Here is a 17,334-nt window from a genome sequence, read left to right as displayed (position 1 = left end):
CCTTCCTTACGTCACTTGGCGGCAGCGGCCGGAGTGTCGTCGCCGAGCAGCTTGCCGTCCGAGGTCTCGAACTGCTTCTTGAACTCCACGATGGCGTCGGCGACGGCCGTGAGGGTGTCGTCGGACATCTTGCCGCCCTCCCGGATGGAGGTCATGAGGCCCTGCTCCTTGCGGTGCAGGTACTCCAGCAGCTCCTTCTCGAAGCGGCGGATGTCGGCGACCGGGACCTCGTCCATCTTGCCGGTGGTGCCGGCCCACACGGAGACGACCTGGTCCTCGGTGGACATCGGCTGGTACTGGTTCTGCTTGAGCAGCTCGACCATGCGCTGACCGCGCTCCAGCTGCGACTTGGAGGCCGCGTCCAGGTCGGAACCGAAGGCGGCGAACGCCTCCAGCTCACGGAACTGGGCGAGGTCCACGCGCAGTCGGCCGGAGACCTGCTTCATCGCCTTGTGCTGCGCGGAACCACCGACTCGGGAGACGGAGATGCCGACGTTCAGCGCGGGGCGCTGACCGGCGTTGAACAGGTCCGACTCCAGGAAGCACTGGCCGTCGGTGATGGAGATGACGTTGGTCGGGATGAACGCCGAGACGTCGTTGGCCTTGGTCTCGACGATCGGCAGACCGGTCATCGAACCGGCGCCCATGTCGTCGGAGAGCTTGGCGCAGCGCTCCAGCAGACGGGAGTGCAGGTAGAAGACGTCGCCCGGGTAGGCCTCGCGGCCCGGCGGGCGGCGCAGCAGCAGGGAGACGGCGCGGTAGGCGTCGGCCTGCTTCGACAGGTCGTCGAAGATGATCAGGACGTGCTTGCTCTGGTACATCCAGTGCTGGCCGATGGCGGAACCGGTGTACGGCGCCAGGTACTTGAAGCCGGCCGGGTCGGACGCCGGGGCGGCCACGATGGTCGTGTACTCCAGCGCGCCGTTCTCCTCCAGCGCGCGGCGGACCGACGCGATGGTGGAGCCCTTCTGGCCGATGGCGACGTAGATGCAGCGGACCTGCTTGTTCGGGTCGCCGGTGCGCCAGTTGTCGCGCTGGTTGATGATCGTGTCGACGGCCAGGGCGGTCTTGCCGGTCTGGCGGTCGCCGATGATCAGCTGACGCTGGCCGCGGCCGACCGGGGTCATGGCGTCGACGGCCTTGTAGCCGGTCTCCATCGGCTCGTGCACCGACTTGCGCTGCATGACCGTGGGGGCCTGCAGTTCGAGGGCGCGGCGGCCGTCGGTCTCGATCTCGCCGAGGCCGTCGATCGGGTTGCCGAGGGGGTCGACGACGCGGCCGAGGTAGCCCTCGCCCACGGCGACCGACAGGACCTCGCCGGTGCGGGTGACCGGCTGGCCCTCCTCGACGCCGCTGAACTCGCCGAGGACGATGGCACCGATCTCGCGCTCCTCGAGGTTGAGGGCGAGGCCGAGGGTGCCGTCCTCGAACTTCAGCAGCTCGTTGGCCATGGCCGAGGGCAGGCCCTCGACCTTCGCGATGCCGTCGCCGGCAAGGGTGACCGTACCGACCTCCTCGCGCGAGGCCGCGTCCGGCTTGTACGACTGGACGAAGTTCTCCAGCGCGTCCCGGATCTCCTCCGGCCGGATCGTGAGCTCCGCCATCTGGGTTCCCTGCTCTCCTTGTTGGGCCCGAAGTTTCACTCGGGGGGGTATTCCACGAGTCTGGGACTCCCCCCGATAAGAGGTGAATCCTCTGCACGGCCCAACCAGGGCCGTCGTGTACGTCTTGCGTGTTGAGTTGCTGCTAGCTCGCCATGCGGCGGGCGGCGTCGTCCAGCCGGTCCGCGAGCGAGCCGTTGATGATCTCGTCGCCGACCTGCACCCGGATGCCGCCGACCAGCTCGGGGTCAACGTCGAGGTTGAGGTGCATCTGGCGGCCGTAGAGCTTGCCGAGCGCGGCGCCGAGGCGTCGCTTCTGGCCCTCGCTCAGCGGGACCGCCGAGGTGACGACGGCGACCATGCGGCCCCGGCGGTCGGCGGCGAGCTTGGACAGGGACTCCAGTCCCGCCTCCAGGCTACGTCCCCGCGGCGCGGTCACAAGGCGCGTCACCAGACGCTCGGTGATCCGGTTGGCCCGGCCGCCGAGCAGGCGGTGCAGCAGCTCGGCCTTGGCCGAGGCGCCGGCGGCCCGGTCGGTCAGCGCGGCGCGCAGCTCGGTGCTGGAGGAGATGATCCGGCCGAAGCGGAACAGCTCGTCCTCGACCTCGTCGAGCGCGCCCCGCCGCTGCGCGGTGGTGAGGTCGGCGAGGTTCGCCAGCTCCTCCAGCGCGTCCACCAGGTCCCGCGACTGCGACCAGCGCGAGCGCACGGTGCCGGAGACCAGGTCCACGGTCGCCTCGCCGGCCTGGCCGGCGAGCAGGCGCTGGACCAGCGCGGCCTTGGCGTCACCGGACTGCGCCGGGTCGGTCAGGACCCGACGCAGGCCGACCTCGCGGTGGAGCAGCGCCGTGACGGACGCCAGCTCGTCGGCGAGCCGCGCGGCGTCGGCGGACGTGGAGTCCGTCAGCGCGTCGAGACGCTCACGTGCGGAGGTCAGGGCCTCGCGGCTCGCTCCGTTCATCGCGCGGCCTCGGCCTTCTCCTCGAGCTCGTCGAGGAAGCGGTCGATCACGCGGCTCTGCCGGGCGTGGTCCTCGAGGGACTCGCCGACGAGCTTGCCGGCCAGCTCGGTGGCGAGCTTGCCGACGTCCTGGCGCAGCGCGGACGAGGCGGCCTTGCGGTCGGCGTCGATCTGGGCGTGACCGGCGGCGACGATCTCCTCGCGCTGACGCTGGCCCTCGGCCCGCATCTCGGCGATGAGCGTGGCGCCCTGCTCCTGCGCCTCCTGGCGCAGGCGCGCGGCCTCGTGCCGGGCTTCGGCCAGCTGGGCCTTGTACTGCTCGAGGACGCTCTGGGCCTCGACCTTCATGGCCTCGGCCTCTTCGATGCCGCCTTCGATCGCCGAGCGGCGCTCCTCCAGAACCTTGTTGATGTTCGGCAGGAGCTTCTTCGCGAGGAAGAAGAAGACGATGGCGAAGGTGACGAGGCCGATGACCAGCTCGGGGCCCGGCGGGATGAGGGGGTTCTGCGAACCCTCCTCCGCCAGCTGCACCATCTGCTGTGTCAGCTGCATGTCATCAGTGCCTTTCCCTAAGGGTGGGGTCGTCCGCCGTCGGTTTACTTGTAGGTGTAAACGAACGGCATGACGATGCCGATGAGGGCGAGCGCCTCACAGAAGGCGAAGCCCAGGATCTGGTTGGCACGGATCAGACCGGCGGCCTCGGGCTGGCGGGCGAGCGCCTGGGTGCCGTTGCCGAAGATGATGCCGATGCCGATGCCGGGACCGATGGCGGCGAGGCCGTAGCCGACGGAGGCGATGGAGCCGGTGACGGCGGCAAGGGTCTCAGTGGCAGCCATGCTGATTCTTCCTTCTCTTTCAAGGACCGGTGGGGGTTGGCCACCGGACGTCTGTGACGGGGCGGAGCGGGACTGGGGCTCAGTGGTGCTCGGCCAGAGCGCCCTGAACGTAGGAGCAGGCCAGGAGGACGAAGACGTACGCCTGGACGGCCTGGACGAAGAGCTCGAACAGGATCATGACCAGGGCCATCACGAAGGAGACGGCGCCGGCCGCGGCCAGCCAGCTGTTCATCAGGTACCAGCTGGCGACGGTGAACATCACGAGCAGCAGGTGGCCGGCGAACATGTTGGCGAACAGTCGCACGGCGTGCGTGAACGGGCGGACCAGGACGTTCGAGAAGAACTCGATGACGACGACGAGCGGCAGCACGGCGCCGAGCGACTTGTCGTAGCCGGTGAGGTTCTTGAGACCGCCGGCGAAGCCGTGCTTCTTGAACGTGAGGAACATCCACGTCACGTACACGCACAGGGCGAGCGCGGCCGGGTAGGCGATGATCGACGTCACCGGGAACTGGGCGACCGGGATGATCGACCAGAGGTTCATGATCCAGATGAAGAAGAACAGCGAGACCATGAACGGGACGAACTTCTCGCCCTCGCGCTTGCCGAGCGTCTCGTAGACGATGCCGCGGCGCACGAAGTCGTAGCCCGCCTCGCCGACCATCTGGAGCTTGCCCGGGACCACCTTCGCCTTGCTGAAGGCGGCCCAGAAGAAGCCGACGACGACCACCGTGGTGATGATGGCGAGCAGCATCGGCTTGTCGAAGTCGTAGCCGCCGACCGAGAACATCGGCTTGAAGAGGAAGGAGTGGAGGCCCGGCGAAGGGAAGCCGCAGCCGTTGTCGGCGAAGACGCGGCAGCTCCAGTCGAAGGCGAGCGTGGTCTGTTCAGCACTCACCGCGGGCTCCTTCAGCGTGGCGCATGGGTACGGCAACCTCGTTGTGTCGGCGCGGCGAGCAGCCGCGGGTCGGCACCGGACTGGTGTGACGGATGTGGGGACGGCGGGCGGGCATCGAGCCTCGCGATCGAGCAGGCGTCAGCTCGGATGCCCGCGCCCGCGATGCCGCAGTTGGCACCGGACGATAGCAGGAGATCTCACACGCCTTTATCCCGGGCCTACCCCTCACGACGAGGACCCTGTCTTCTGGGACTTGTCGTTCTTGTCGGAGTCCGGCTCAACGTAGAAGATCTTGGACTTCATGTGAGCGCGCGCCTGTGCGGCCATCCAGACGACGGACGCGACGACGAGCGAGAACGCGAACGCCTTGGCGTTGAACAGGGATGTGCCCTTGAAGAGGGCCAAGAAGATCAGCAGCAGCAGCAGTTGGGCGACGTAGAGCATGAGGCCCATCGCCTGGAAGAGCTGCGGAAGCGTTTTGGCCGTCCATTGCAGGACCCAGAGGCCGATCCCCATGTAGAGGATGGCGAGGACCGCTCCGACGGCCGCCCCGATCGCGCCCTTCCCCCCGGCGACCGCACCACCGACCGCCACCGCGACCACACCGACAGCTGCGGTGGGCACGGCGGTGTGCAGTAGGTTCCGGACGTCATTGGAGGGCATGGCGGCAACTCCGCTTTCGCAGGGGGGCAGGGGTGTCGTCATGGACGAGCGTAGTACCCGGTTCGAGAGAGGAACCTCTTCGCCAAGGGACCCTTGCTCTTGGCCCCTTCGGCTCTATCCCGGGTTCTCGTGAACGGTATCACAAACTATTTGATGCGGTCTTTACCAAGAGGGTGTGCTGGCTGTCACACATGAGAGTGACCGTGCCCGTCTGTGCAAAAACCGGGGCGAGTTGTCTGGTATAAACCGCTTCGCTCCCCCATGAATGGGCAACGCTTTAGTCAGATTCTTACCTTGGCGTCAGCGCGACGTTCCGGCTTTGCGCCTCTCGAGCACCCGCGGACGCGCGCCGACGGCGGTCGCGCCGTTGGTCCCGGCCACTCCCGCCGCCACCGGAGCGGGGTGCTCGCGGGCGGCGCACGCGTCGGCGCCGGCGCCGTCAGCGCCGGCTGTCCCGGCGGCGGCGAGCCCGAGGGGCGCGGCCGCGTACGGCGCCGTGGCCGCCGCGCGCCGGCGGCGGTAGCGCGGCGGCACGAAGCGTTCGGCCCAGCGCGGGGCGCGCGGTGTGAAGCGCGGCAGCAGGAGCAGCACCAGACCGACGAAGCTGAGGGAGACGATGCCCAGCACGATCCACATGGACGCCGAGTTCACCGAGTAGCCGAGGGCGCCGAAGCCGATCACCGCGGCCCAGAAGTACATGATCAGCACGGCCCGGCTGTGCGAGTGGCCGATCTGGAGCAGCCGGTGGTGCAGGTGGCCGCGGTCGGCGGCGAACGGCGACTGTCCGCGCCAGGTGCGCCGCACCACCGCGAAGACGAAGTCGCAGGCCGGGATGGCGATGATCGACAGCGGCATCAGCAGCGGGATGTAGACCGGCACCATCTGGTGCACCGCGTTGCGCTCGGAGCCCGCGAACAGGCCGATCACGTCCGGGTCGACCTGACCGGTCACCGAGATCGCGCCGGCCGCCAGCACCAGGCCGATGAGCATCGAGCCCGAGTCGCCCATGAAGATCCGCGCCGGATGCATGTTGTGCGGCAGGAAGCCCAGGCACATGCCCATCAGCACGGCCGCGAACAGGGTGGCCGGGGCGGCGGCCTCGATGCCGTACGAGTACCAGATGCGGTAGGCGTACATGAAGAACGCGGCGGCCGCGATGCACACCATGCCCGAGGCCAGACCGTCCAGGCCGTCGACGAAGTTGACCGCGTTGATGGTGATGACGACCAGCGCCACCGTCAGCAGCGTGCCCTGCCACTGGGTCAGCGCCACCGTGCCCACACCCGGCACCGGCAGCCACAGGATCGTCAGCCCCTGCATGACCATCACACCGGCGGCGATCATCTGGCCGCCCAGCTTGATCAGCGCGTCGATCTCGAACTTGTCGTCCAGGACGCCGATCAGCCAGATCAGGGCGGCCCCGGAGAGCAGCGCGCGCGGCTCGTTCGACTTCTCGAAGACCTCGTTGAGGTTGGTGAGGTGGTCGGCGACCAGCAGCCCGGCGCACATGCCGAAGAACATCGCGATGCCGCCGAGCCGCGGCGTGGGTTCCCGGTGCACGTCCCGCGCCCGGACCTCCGGCATCGCACCCGCCACGATCGCGAACTTGCGCACCGGCCCGGTCAGCAGGTACGTCACCGCGGCCGTGACGCAGAGCGTCAGCAGGTATTCACGCACGGGCATTCCCCACAGGTCTCGCTGGCCATCTCAGCCCCACACACTAGCGACGCGGGCATATGTATGGGGACTTCCGGGTAGCGACGATGGTTGCACGTGTGGCTGTGTACCGTTTCCTCCCGGGTGCGCATACGCGGGCTCAGCCGGGATACGGCGGGAAGGCGCCGGTGAGTTCGCGCACGTCCTCACGGGCCCGCGCCACGTCCGCCTCGCCGCGCAGCACCTTGCCGAACAGCACCGCGATCAGCGCCATCTCCTCCTGCCCCATGCCCTGGGTGGTGATCGCCGCGGTGCCCAGGCGCAGCCCGCGGGCGTCGGTGTGCGGAAGCGCACAGCAGTCCAGCACCATCCCGGCCGCCGCCAGCCGACCCCGCGCGGCGCGTCCCTCGACGCCGAGCGGCGCCGGGTCCGCGGTGATCAGATGGGTGTCGGTGCCGCCGGTGGTGACCGCGAGACCCTCCGCGGCCAGACCCGCTGCCAGCACCCGCGCGTTGGCGACCACCTGGTGCGCGTACGCGCCGAAGGCCGGCGTGGCCGCCTCGCCGAACGCGACCGCCTTCGCCGCCACGGTGTGCATCTGGGCGCCGCCCTGGGTGAACGGGAACACCGCCCGGTCCACCCGCTCGGCCAGCTCGCTCCCGCACAGCAGCATCCCGCCGCGCGGTCCGCGCAGCACCTTGTGCGTGGTGGCGCACACCACGTCCGCGTACGGCACCGGACTGGGCGCCGCTCCCCCGGCCACCAGGCCGATGGGGTGCGCGGCGTCCGCGATCAGATAGGCGCCCACCTCGTCGGCGACCTCGCGGAAGAACGCGTAGTCGATGTGGCGGGGGCAGGCGATCGACCCGCACACGATGGCCTTGGGCCGGCGCGTGCGGGCCAGGGTGCGCACCTGCGCGTGGTCGACGAGGCCGCTCTCGGCGTCCACGCCGTAGCCGACGAAGTCGAACCAGCGCCCGGAGAAGTTCGCCGGCGAGCCGTGCGTGAGGTGGCCGCCGTAGGACAGCCCGAGGGCCAGGACGGTGTCGCCGGGGCGCAGCAGCGCCGCGTAGGCGGCCAGCACGGCCGAGGAGCCGGAGTGCGCCTGCACGTTGGCGTGCTCGGCGCCGAACAGCTCGGTGGCGCGCCGCACCGCGAGCCGTTCGGCGGCGTCGACGAACTCGCAGCCGCCGTGGTGGCGGCCGCCCGGGTAGCCCTCGGCGTACTTGTTGGCCAGCGGCGAGCCGAGCGCGGCCAGGACCGCGGGCGAGGTGAAGTTCTCCGCCGCCGTCAGCTGGAGCGTCGTGGACTGCCGCGCCAGCTCCCCCAGCAGCAGATCGGCCACCTCGGGATCCTGCCGCCGCAGCACATCGCCCTGGAGAGCGGGGATGACCGACATGGTGGTCTCCGGACGGGTCGGCGGTGACGTACGTCCAATGTAGGCCCGCTCCCGGGGCCGCGCGCGGCCGTTGCGCCCGACGGGTGCCCCGGCGCCCGCCGGCCCCTCAGGCGCGCGCCGCGACCCCCGTCAGGGCCGTCACCACCGGGTCCAGGGCCTGGTGTATCTCGTCGCCGATCGAGCGGAAGAACGGCAGCGGGGCGCCGTAGGGGTCGTAGACCTCGTCCGCCTCCGCGGTGGGCGCCAGGAGCCACCCGCGTAGAGCGGCGGCGGCGCGGACCAGGGCGCGCGCGCGTTCGACCACGCCGTCCTCCAGGGGCGGCAGCGTCGCCGGGTCGATCGCCTTGACCAGGCGGGTGAACTCCTTGAGCGTGAAGGTGCGCAGCCCCGCCGAGTGGCCCATCGAGACGACCTGCGCGCGGTGGTCGCGGGTCGCGGTGAGCACCAGATCGGCCGTGATCACGTGTTCGTCGAGCAGTTCGCGGCCGGTGAAGCCGGAGGCGTCCGCGCCGAAGTCGGCGAGGACGGTCTCCGCGTTGGTCTCCATGGGCGCGCCCTCGTGGCCCCAGGTGCCGGCGCTCTCCACGATCAGCCCGCCGCCCGCCGGATCGCCGAGCCGGTCCGCGAGGAAATGCCGGGTCAGCCGCTCGGTGATGGGCGAGCGGCACACGTTGCCGGTGCTGACGTGGAGGATGCGGAAGGTGTCGCCGGGCGGGCCGGGCTGCGCCGGGATCGCCGGGTCGGTCTTGCCGCCTATGCCACGCCCCGCGTCAGGGGCCGTCAATTCGCCACCTCGAGGTCGGGTACGACCTTGCGCAGCTCCTCCGGCGACAGCGCGCCCTCGCGCAGCAGGACGGGCTTCTCGCGGCTGACGTCGACGATGGAGGAAGGCACGATGCCGGGCGTGGGGCCGCCGTCGAGGTAGACGGAGACGGAGTCGCCGAGCATCTCCCGCGCGGCGTCGCAGGTCTCCGGCGCCGGGTGTCCGGTGAGGTTGGCCGAGGAGACGGCCATCGGGCCGAACTCGGTGAGCAGCTCGATGGCGACCGGGTGCAGCGGCATGCGCACGGCGACGGTGCCGCGGGTGTCGCCGAGGTCCCACTGCAGGGACGGCTGGTGGCGGGCGACCAGGGTCAGCGCGCCGGGCCAGAACGCGTCGACCAGCTCCCAGGCCTGCTCGGAGAAGTCGGTGACCAGGCCGTGCAGCGTGTTCGGGGAGCCGATGAGGACCGGCGTGGGCATGGTGCGGCCGCGGCCCTTGGCGGCCAGCAGATCGGCCACGGCGTCCCCGGAGAACGCGTCGGCGCCGATGCCGTACACCGTGTCGGTCGGCAGCACCACGAGTTCGCCCCGGCGGACGGCGGACGCGGCCTCGCGCAGACCCGTCACGCGGTCGGTCGCGTCGTTGGTGTCGTATCGCCGTGCCATTGTCAGCGGGCCTCCTCGTACACGTACTGCTGGCTTGAAGTCCTGGCGGGCGCGGTCACGGCAGCGCCTTGCGGGCGGTGGCGAACCGCGGCCGGTTGTTGAGGTCGGGGTGGTCGGCCGCGTCGGCCCAGCCCCGCTCCTCGGTGAAGATCCACGGCACCTGTCCGCCCTGGGTGTCGGCGTGCTCGATCACGACGACGCCGCCCGGCCGCAGCAGCCGGTGCGCGGTGCGCTCGATGCCGCGGATCAGGTCGAGGCCGTCCTCTCCGGAGAACAACGCCAGCTCCGGGTCGTAGTCGCGGGCCTCGGGGGCGACGTACTCCCATTCGGTGAGCGGGATGTACGGCGGGTTGGAGACGACCAGGTCGACCTGGCCGTCCAGGTCCGGGAAGGCGGTCAGGGCGTCGCCCTGGCGCAGGTCGACGCGGGAGCCCTCGACGTTCTTGCGGGTCCAGCGCAGCGCGTCCTCGCTCAGCTCGACCGCGTGCACGCGCGAGCGCGGCACCTCCTGGGCGAGGGCGAGCGCGATGGCGCCCGAGCCGGTGCACAGGTCGACGATGCACGGCTCGACCACGTCCATCGCGCGCACCGCGTCTATGGCCCAGCCGACCACGGACTCGGTCTCCGGGCGCGGCACGAAGACGCCGGGGCCGACCTGGAGCTCCAGGTAGCGGAAGTAGGCCCGTCCGGTGATGTGCTGGAGCGGCTCGCGCTGCTCGCGCCGGGCGACGACCTCCCAGTAGCGGGCGTCGAAGTCGGCGTCCTTGACGGTGTGCAGCTGGCCGCGCTTGACGCCGTGCACGAACGCGGCCAGCTCCTCGGCGTCGTTGCGCGGCGAGGGCACGCCCGCGTCGGCCAGCCGCTGGGTGGCCTGCGCCACCTCCGCGAGCAGCACGCTGCGGGGGCCTGGGGGGCGCCCCCCGAATTCTTGCTGCACGCTGGGTCCTCCGGTGCTCGTGCTTCGTCCTGCGTGCCGGTGCGGCCCGCCGGTGCCCTACGCGGCCGCGAGCTTGGCGGCCGAGTCCGCGTCGACGCAGGCCTGGATCACCGCGGCGAGGTCGCCGTCCAGGACCTGGTCCAGGTTGTATGCCTTGAAGCCGACGCGGTGGTCGGAGATGCGGTTCTCCGGGAAGTTGTAGGTGCGGATCTTCTCGGAGCGGTCGACGGTGCGCACCTGGCTGCGGCGGGCGTCCGCGGCCTCCCGCTCGGCCTCCTCCTGCGCGGCCGCGAGCAGCCTGGAGCGCAGGATGCGCATCGCCTGCTCCTTGTTCTGGAGCTGGCTCTTCTCGTTCTGGCAGGAGGCCACGACGCCGGTGGGCAGGTGCGTGATGCGCACGGCGGAGTCGGTGGTGTTGACGGACTGGCCGCCGGGCCCGGAGGAGCGGTAGACGTCGATGCGCAGGTCGTTCGGGTTGATCTCGACGTCGACCTCCTCGGCCTCGGGGGTCACCAGGACGCCCGCGGCGGAGGTGTGGATGCGGCCCTGGGACTCGGTGGCCGGCACCCGCTGCACGCGGTGCACGCCGCCCTCGTACTTCAGCTTGGCCCACACGCCCTGGCCGGGCTCGGTGGCGCCCTGGCCGCCCTTGGTCTTCACCGCGACCTGGACGTCCTTGTAGCCGCCCAGCTCGGACTCGGTGGCGTCGATGATCTCGGTCTTCCAGCCGACGCGCTCGGCGTAGCGCAGGTACATGCGCAGCAGGTCGCCGGCGAACAGCGCCGACTCGTCGCCGCCCGCGCCCGCCTTGATCTCCAGGATGACGTCCTTGTCGTCGCTGGGGTCGCGCGGCACCAGCAGCAGGCGCAGCTTCTCGGTGAGTTCCTCGCGCTGCTTGTCCAGCACCTTGACCTCGGCGGCGAAGTCCGGGTCGTCGGCGGCCAGTTCGCGCGCGGTCTCGATGTCGTCGCCCGTCTGCTTCCAGGAGCGGTACGTGGCGACGATCGGGGTGAGCTCGGCGTAACGCTTGTTCAGCTTGCGCGCGTTGGCCTGGTCGGAGTGGACCGACGGGTCGGCGAGCTTCTTCTCCAGGTCGGCGTGCTCGGCGACGAGCTCCTCGACGGCCTCGAACATCTTTCGGCTCCTGTACTGCCTGTACTGCTGGTAGGGGGAAGGCGAACGACCAAAAACGCCGGTCCCGGCCCGCCCCGCGAGGGGGTGCGGCCGTGGACCGGCGAAGAGGGGCTCGCTACTTCTTGGAGCCGGCGGCAGCCTTGCCGAAGCGGGCCTCGAAGCGGGCCACACGGCCACCGGTGTCGAGGATCTTCTGCTTGCCCGTGTAGAACGGGTGGCACTCGGAGCAGACCTCGGCCCGGATGGTGCCGGAGTCGATGGTGCTGCGGGTGGTGAACGACGCGCCACAGGTGCAGCTGACCTGGGTCTCGACGTACTCGGGGTGGATCTCGCGCTTCAAGGTGTCTCCTAGGTTTCGGGAGGGCGCCGGGTCGCCGTCCGCGGGATGCGGAAGCGTGAACCGGAGCCGACGTACCAGTCTGCCAGGACTGGCGCCATCCCCCAAAACCGGGGGGCGGTGCGAGGTATTCCCGAGGCGCCCTGGGACCGGAGGCGTCCGGGCCCCCGGCGGGTCCGGGCCGCGCCCCTGGCCGGGGCGGGCGGCTCAGGAGGCGCTGACGACGCCCTTGGCCTCGCCGGTGGCGGTGCCCTTCGTGGCGCTGTCCGGGATCGGCCGGTCGGCCCGCAGGGCGTTCCACACCTGCCGCGCCTTGGCCTCGTCGATGACGACCCGGTTGGCGTTCGCGGTGTCGTACTGCACCGGCATCGTGATCATGTGCATCTGTCCGGCGCCGATGCCCTTGAGGCCGCCGGCGAAGGACAGCAGCGAGTTCACCGAGCCGATCTCGGAGTCGGTGGTGACGGCCTTGGTGGCGGTGTCGGCGAGGTCGTAGAGCTTCTTCGGGTCGCCGAACAGGTCCACCTGCTTGACCTGGGTGAGCAGCGCCTTCACGAACGCCTGCTGGAGCTGGATGCGGCCCAGGTCGGAGCCGTCGCCCACGCCGTGCCGGGTGCGCACCAGACCGAGGGCCTGCTGACCGTCGAGGGTGTGGGTGCCGGCGGCGAGGTTCAGGTGGCTGTTGGGGTCGTGGATGGCCTTGGTCGTGGTGACCGGGACCCCGCCGAGGTCGTCGATGAGCTTCTGGAAGCCGGTGAAGTCGACCTCCAGGTAGTGGTCCATCCGCAGCCCGGTGAGCGCCTCGACCGTCTTGACGGCGCAGGCCGCGCCGCCGGTGCCGTAGGACTCGTTGAACATCACGTTGTGCGCGGCCCGGTGCTCGGCGCCCTGGGGGTCGGTGCACTCGGGGCGGTCGACGAGGGTGTCGCGGGGTATGGAGACCACGCTCGCCTTCTTGTGGCCCTGGTACACGTGCACGATCATCGCGGTGTCGGAGCGGGCGCTGCCGTCGTCGGTGCCGCCGCCCAGCTTCTTGTTGCCGCCGGCGCGGGTGTCGGAGCCGAGGACCAGGATGTTCTCGGAGCCGTTGTCGGCCGCGGTGGGCCGGTCGGTGCCGAGGGCCTGGTTGATGTCGACCGTCTTGAGGTTGTCGTTGAGCTTGAAGTACAGGTAGCCGGCCCCGGTGCCGCCGAGCACCACGATCCCCGCCGCGGTCCACGCGGTGGCCGTCAGCGCCCTGCGCCGTCCCGTGGGCGGCTTGCGGCGGCGGCCCTTGGCGGTGGACCCTCGTCTGCTGCTCGTGGAACCGTTCTCCATGCCGGGGTCCGGTGTGCTCTCGGCGGACATGCGCTCCTCGACTCTCGTATCCGGTCGGTTACCCCCTGCTCGCAGGGTCGGGCTCCGGTGTGTCCGTCCTCGTCGGCGAGTACCCCCGAGCCCCCGCTTCGTCGCTCGCACCTTCAGACGGGACAATGGGCCAAAGGGTTGCACAGGGTTCTGTGCGGCAGCGGCCGCCCCGCCTGTGGCAAACCTCTCGCCCCGGGCGGGCACGCGAAAGGGCCGCTCCCGCCACGAGGACGGGAGCGGCCCTTCCGGGGACGCGGGGAGCGACTAGTCGCCGTTGCCCGGCGTGGGCGTCGTCTTCTGGATCTGCATCAGGAACTCGACGTTCGACTTCGTCTGCTTCATCTTGTCCAGCAGCAGCTCGATCGCCTGCTGCTGGTCGAGCGCGTGCAGCACCCGGCGCAGCTTCCAGACGACCGCCAGCTCCTCCGCGCCGAGCAGGATCTCTTCCTTACGGGTGCCGGACGCGTCCACGTCCACCGCCGGGAAGATCCGCTTGTCCGCGAGCTTGCGGTCGAGCTTGAGCTCCATGTTGCCGGTGCCCTTGAACTCCTCGAAGATCACCTCGTCCATGCGGGACCCGGTGTCCACCAGCGCGGTGGCGAGGATGGTCAGCGAACCGCCGTCCTCGATGTTGCGCGCCGCGCCGAAGAACCGCTTCGGCGGGTACAGCGCGGTGGAGTCGACACCACCGGACAGGATGCGGCCGGAGGCCGGCGCCGCCAGGTTGTAGGCACGGCCCAGACGCGTGATGGAGTCGAGCAGCACGACCACGTCGTGGCCCAGCTCCACCAGGCGCTTGGCGCGCTCGATGGCCAGCTCGGCGACCGTGGTGTGGTCCTCGGCCGGGCGGTCGAAGGTCGAGGAGATGACCTCGCCCTTGACCGACCGCTGCATGTCGGTGACCTCTTCGGGACGCTCGTCGACGAGGACGACCATCAGGTGGCACTCGGGGTTGTTGTGCGTGATCGCGTTGGCGATCGCCTGCATGATCATGGTCTTGCCGGTCTTCGGCGGGGCCACGATCAGACCGCGCTGGCCCTTGCCGATGGGCGAGACGAGGTCGATGATGCGGGTCGTCAGCACGCCCGGGTCGGTCTCCAGACGGAGCCGGTCCTGCGGGTAGAGCGGAGTGAGCTTGTTGAACTCCGGCCGCCCGCGGCCGTGTTCGGGCGCCATGCCGTTGACCGAGTCGAGGCGGACCAGCGCGTTGAACTTCTCGCGGCGCTCGCCGTCCTTCGGCTGGCGGACCGCGCCGGTGATGTGGTCGCCCTTGCGCAGGCCGTTCTTGCGGACCTGGGCGAGGGAGACGTACACGTCGTTCGGGCCGGGCAGGTAGCCGGAGGTCCGGATGAACGCGTAGTTGTCGAGGATGTCGAGGATGCCGGCGACCGGGATCAGGACGTCGTCCTCGTTGATCTGCGGCTCCTGCACGTCGTCGCGTCCGCGACGGCCCCGGCGGTCGCGGTAGCGGCCGCGCCGGCCCCGGCGCCCGCCGTCGAAGTCGTCGTCGTCCTGCGGGCCGACGTTGCGGTCCTGGCGGCCGCCGCCCTGCTGCTGGCTCTGCTGCTGACGCCGGCCGTCCTGGCCGCCGCCCTGCTGGTCGTCGCCCTTGCGGCGCTCGCGGTCGCCACCGCGGTCACGGTCGCCACCGCGCTCGCGGTCGCCACCGCGGTCACGGTCGCCGCCACGCTCGCGGTCGCGGTCCCGGCCGCGCTCGCGGCGCTCGCGGCGGCGGCCCTCGGCGCCGTCGGCGTCGGCCTGCGGCTGCTGCGCGGGAGCGGCCGTCTCGGCCTTCGCCTCGCCCTTCGCCTCGGCGGCGACGGTCTCGGCGCTGCCGGCCGGGCTGCCCGCGTCGGCGGTGGCACGGCGCCGACGGCGCTCGACGGGAGCGTCGTCCGCCCCGCGCTCGGCCTCGCCGGCCCGGGCGGCGGGCTGGCCGGGGATCTCGATCTGCTGCTGGGCCGTGGCCTTCTCGGACGGCGCCTCGACCGCCTTCTTCGCGGCCTCGTCACCCGTGCGGGCGCGGGAGGTGGCGCGGCGCTTCGGCTTGGTCTCGGCCTCACCGGCGGCGGCAGCGGCCTTCGCGGGGGCGCCGCCCCCGGCCTGCGCCTCCTTGATGACCTCGATCAGCTGGCTCTTGCGCATCCGCGCGGTGCCCCTGATGCCGAGGCCGGAGGCGACCTGCTGAAGCTCGGCCAGCACCATGCCGTCGAGGCCGGTACCACGGCGCCGCCGGGAGCCGGCACCGGTGGCAGGCGCGGAGGCGTCCGTGGCGGGCGCGGCAGCGGTCTCCTCGACACGTGCGCCCATCAGATCGGTGGTGTCGCTCACGAAGGGTCCTTCCCTGGAGCGGACGTCGGCCTGTCTGGCTCGGCGACCGGTTGTGCTGTCCGGCTTCGGTCCTTGCTGTGTGGACCGTGCCGGGGCGGTGGTCCGCCCAAAGCGGCGGAAGAGATATCTGATGACTGGCGCTATCCCCGACGATCCGCGACACCGTGTGTCACGTGGCGTGGTAGCACCGATTCCGGAGCTCCCCCAGCGGGGGTGCCCCCACCTGTGGACCGCTCAGCATCCGCGTACGACGTACTGCCCCGATACGGCGTACGGAACACAGAGTGGCTTGGGGAGCTCCCGGAAGAATGTTGGTCCCGGACGGGGACACGAAGCACCTCGCCATGGTGGGGTCGGGTGCAGACTTGAGATTAACACTACCGGATCCAACAAACATTCCCCCTCTCGAAAACCGGCAATCGCGTGTCAGCCCGACAGCGGCAGCACGCTCGCGCCCCGCTGGTCGAGGCGCAGCCGGTTGGCGGCCCATTCGGGCCCGGCGAGCCGCTCCACCTTGTCGGCGGAGTCCGCGTCGGCCAGCGCCATGACCGTGGGCCCGGCGCCGGAGATGACCGCCGGGACGCCGTCGGCGCGCAGCCGCTCCACCAGCGCGGCGCTCTCCGGCATGGCCGGGGCGCGGTACTCCTGGTGCAGGCGGTCCTCGGTGGCCGGCAGCAGCAGCTCGGGGCGCCGGGTGAGGGCCTCGACGAGCAGCGCGGCACGGCCCGCGTTGACGGCCGCGTCGACGTGCGGGACGGTGCGCGGCAGCAGGCCGCGCGCGGTCTCGGTCAGTACCGGCTTTCCGGGCACGAAAACCACCGGAACGATGGAATCGCAGGGCTCCATCCTGATGGCGCGGGCGGCGCCGCCCTCCATCCAGGACAGGGTGAACCCGCCGAGCAGACAGGCCGCCACGTTGTCCGGGTGGCCCTCGATCTCGGTGGCCAGCTCCAGCAGCGCGGTGTCGTCGAGGCGGCCCTCGCCGCCTATGGTCACGGCGCGGGCGGCGACGATGCCGGCGCAGATGGCGGCGGAGGAGGAACCGAGGCCGCGGCCGTGCGGGATGCGGTTGGCGCAGACGATCTCCAGGCCGCGCGGCTGTCCGCCGAGCACGTCGAAGGCGGTGCGCAGCGACCGTACGAGCAGGTGCTTCTCGTCGCGCGGCAGGGTCTCGCCGCCCTCGCCCGCGATGTCGATGTGCAGCCCGGAGTCGGCCACCCGGACGACCACGTCGTCGTAGAGCCCCAGCGCGAGGCCGAGGGCGTCGAAGCCCGGGCCGAGGTTGGCGCTGGTGGCGGGGACGCGCACCCGGACGGCGGCGGCGCGGAACGCTGGACCGGCCATCGCTCGTTGACTCTCCTTGAGCTGCGTGGTGGCCGAATGTCGTTCGAGGGCATCCGACGGACATTCGACCGACATTCGGCTGACGTTCGACAGGGACGTGAGGACCCGGGGGCCGCGACCGCGGGGACGGCGCGGCGCCGCGCGCCATGCGGGGCATATGCGGCGGGCGGGTTCAGTACAGCCTATCGAAGGAAGGTTCTGCCGCGACATAGGGCGCACAGGAGGCGCACGATGCGTGTCGCCTGCCCCCCGTGCACCCTCGCACGGCGTCCCTGGAGGGGAGGTCAGCGAGGGTGACTAAGGCGCACGGCGCGGTTCGGGCGCCGTCGCGCCTGGGGTGCGTGGTGGGTCGGGGCCGTGGTGGTGCGTGCAGCCCGCCGCACACGGACATACGGCCCTGAGTCTCATGCGCTGAGGTCAGGAGGGACCGCAGTACGCGGCGGGCATTGCACGCACCACCACG

The 17,334-nt window shown here is 71.0% G+C and carries 16 protein-coding genes; all 16 read right to left on the bottom strand.

Annotated elements, in window-relative coordinates; translation table 11 throughout:
* Positions 1-11: 11 nt before the first annotated feature.
* The 16 genes from atpA to thrB all read right to left on the bottom strand — a co-directional run bounded on the left by atpA (position 12) and on the right by thrB (position 16,871).
* A complete protein-coding gene (gene atpA, locus ABEB07_RS38065) occupies positions 12-1,604 on the bottom strand; it encodes a F0F1 ATP synthase subunit alpha (protein ID WP_164586429.1) in 1,593 nt (530 codons plus the stop codon).
* A gap of 142 nt (positions 1,605-1,746) precedes the next feature.
* Positions 1,747-2,562: a F0F1 ATP synthase subunit delta gene (locus tag ABEB07_RS38060; protein ID WP_164586427.1), complete on the bottom strand. Its 816-nt coding sequence runs from the start codon at positions 2,560-2,562 to the stop codon at positions 1,747-1,749.
* Positions 2,559-3,113, bottom strand: a complete 555-nt coding sequence (locus tag ABEB07_RS38055) for a F0F1 ATP synthase subunit B (RefSeq protein ID WP_425589149.1) — start codon at positions 3,111-3,113, stop codon at positions 2,559-2,561. Before ABEB07_RS38055 ends, ABEB07_RS38060 begins: the two co-directional genes overlap by 4 nt.
* 44 nt (positions 3,114-3,157) lie before the next feature.
* Positions 3,158-3,397, bottom strand: a complete 240-nt coding sequence (gene atpE, locus ABEB07_RS38050; protein ID WP_018571456.1) for an ATP synthase F0 subunit C — start codon at positions 3,395-3,397, stop codon at positions 3,158-3,160.
* A gap of 79 nt (positions 3,398-3,476) precedes the next feature.
* Positions 3,477-4,295, bottom strand: a complete 819-nt coding sequence (gene atpB / locus ABEB07_RS38045) for a F0F1 ATP synthase subunit A (RefSeq protein ID WP_176150507.1) — start codon at positions 4,293-4,295, stop codon at positions 3,477-3,479.
* A gap of 225 nt (positions 4,296-4,520) precedes the next feature.
* Positions 4,521-4,958 (bottom strand): hypothetical protein, encoded by a 438-nt coding sequence (locus ABEB07_RS38040; RefSeq protein ID WP_176152129.1) that lies wholly within the window; start codon positions 4,956-4,958, stop codon positions 4,521-4,523.
* 300 nt (positions 4,959-5,258) lie between these two features.
* Positions 5,259-6,635 (bottom strand): MraY family glycosyltransferase, encoded by a 1,377-nt coding sequence (locus ABEB07_RS38035; RefSeq protein ID WP_345672628.1) that lies wholly within the window; start codon positions 6,633-6,635, stop codon positions 5,259-5,261.
* Positions 6,636-6,774: 139 nt separating this feature from the next.
* Entirely contained in the window at positions 6,775-8,013 is a 1,239-nt protein-coding gene (locus ABEB07_RS38030) for a serine hydroxymethyltransferase (RefSeq protein WP_345672627.1), read from the bottom strand.
* A 106-nt stretch (positions 8,014-8,119) separates the two neighbouring features.
* Positions 8,120-8,797, bottom strand: coding sequence for an arsenate reductase/protein-tyrosine-phosphatase family protein (locus ABEB07_RS38025; RefSeq protein ID WP_345672625.1), 678 nt, complete (start codon positions 8,795-8,797; stop codon positions 8,120-8,122).
* Positions 8,794-9,441 carry an L-threonylcarbamoyladenylate synthase gene (locus tag ABEB07_RS38020; RefSeq protein ID WP_176150503.1) on the bottom strand — a complete coding sequence of 216 codons (648 nt, stop codon included), beginning with the start codon at positions 9,439-9,441 and terminating at the stop codon, positions 8,794-8,796. Before ABEB07_RS38020 ends, ABEB07_RS38025 begins: the two co-directional genes overlap by 4 nt.
* Positions 9,442-9,496: 55 nt before the next feature.
* Complete coding sequence (gene prmC, locus ABEB07_RS38015; RefSeq protein WP_164587690.1) at positions 9,497-10,336, bottom strand: peptide chain release factor N(5)-glutamine methyltransferase; 840 nt, start codon at positions 10,334-10,336, stop codon at positions 9,497-9,499.
* Positions 10,337-10,435: 99 nt separating this feature from the next.
* On the bottom strand, positions 10,436-11,512 hold the full coding sequence (gene prfA, locus ABEB07_RS38010; protein WP_164587689.1) for a peptide chain release factor 1: 1,077 nt from the start codon (positions 11,510-11,512) through the stop codon (positions 10,436-10,438).
* A 115-nt stretch (positions 11,513-11,627) separates the two neighbouring features.
* Positions 11,628-11,852 (bottom strand): 50S ribosomal protein L31, encoded by a 225-nt coding sequence (gene rpmE / locus ABEB07_RS38005; protein ID WP_164587688.1) that lies wholly within the window; start codon positions 11,850-11,852, stop codon positions 11,628-11,630.
* A gap of 204 nt (positions 11,853-12,056) precedes the next feature.
* On the bottom strand, positions 12,057-13,196 hold the full coding sequence (locus ABEB07_RS38000) for an LCP family protein (RefSeq protein WP_345672623.1): 1,140 nt from the start codon (positions 13,194-13,196) through the stop codon (positions 12,057-12,059).
* Between the two features lie 264 nt (positions 13,197-13,460).
* Complete coding sequence (gene rho / locus ABEB07_RS37995; protein ID WP_345672622.1) at positions 13,461-15,527, bottom strand: transcription termination factor Rho; 2,067 nt, start codon at positions 15,525-15,527, stop codon at positions 13,461-13,463.
* A gap of 426 nt (positions 15,528-15,953) precedes the next feature.
* Entirely contained in the window at positions 15,954-16,871 is a 918-nt protein-coding gene (thrB, locus tag ABEB07_RS37990) for a homoserine kinase (RefSeq protein WP_164588876.1), read from the bottom strand.
* Positions 16,872-17,334 lie beyond the last annotated feature (463 nt).

The organism is Streptomyces similanensis, from assembly GCF_039543625.1.
Taxonomy (GTDB): domain Bacteria; phylum Actinomycetota; class Actinomycetes; order Streptomycetales; family Streptomycetaceae; genus Streptomyces; species Streptomyces similanensis.
This window is presented reverse-complemented; position numbering and strand designations above follow the sequence as displayed.

Coding starts and splice junctions, on each gene's coding strand:
- atpA (WP_164586429.1), bottom strand. CDS start 1,604: ATGGCGGAGCTCACGATCCGGCCGGAGGAGATCCGGGACGCGCTGGAG.
- ABEB07_RS38060 (WP_164586427.1), bottom strand. CDS start 2,562: ATGAACGGAGCGAGCCGCGAGGCCCTGACCTCCGCACGTGAGCGTCTC.
- ABEB07_RS38055 (WP_425589149.1), bottom strand. CDS start 3,113: ATGCAGCTGACACAGCAGATGGTGCAGCTGGCGGAGGAGGGTTCGCAG.
- atpE (WP_018571456.1), bottom strand. CDS start 3,397: ATGGCTGCCACTGAGACCCTTGCCGCCGTCACCGGCTCCATCGCCTCC.
- ABEB07_RS38040 (WP_176152129.1), bottom strand. CDS start 4,958: ATGCCCTCCAATGACGTCCGGAACCTACTGCACACCGCCGTGCCCACC.
- ABEB07_RS38030 (WP_345672627.1), bottom strand. CDS start 8,013: ATGTCGGTCATCCCCGCTCTCCAGGGCGATGTGCTGCGGCGGCAGGAT.
- ABEB07_RS38020 (WP_176150503.1), bottom strand. CDS start 9,441: ATGGCACGGCGATACGACACCAACGACGCGACCGACCGCGTGACGGGT.
- prfA (WP_164587689.1), bottom strand. CDS start 11,512: ATGTTCGAGGCCGTCGAGGAGCTCGTCGCCGAGCACGCCGACCTGGAG.
- ABEB07_RS38000 (WP_345672623.1), bottom strand. CDS start 13,196: ATGTCCGCCGAGAGCACACCGGACCCCGGCATGGAGAACGGTTCCACG.
- thrB (WP_164588876.1), bottom strand. CDS start 16,871: ATGGCCGGTCCAGCGTTCCGCGCCGCCGCCGTCCGGGTGCGCGTCCCC.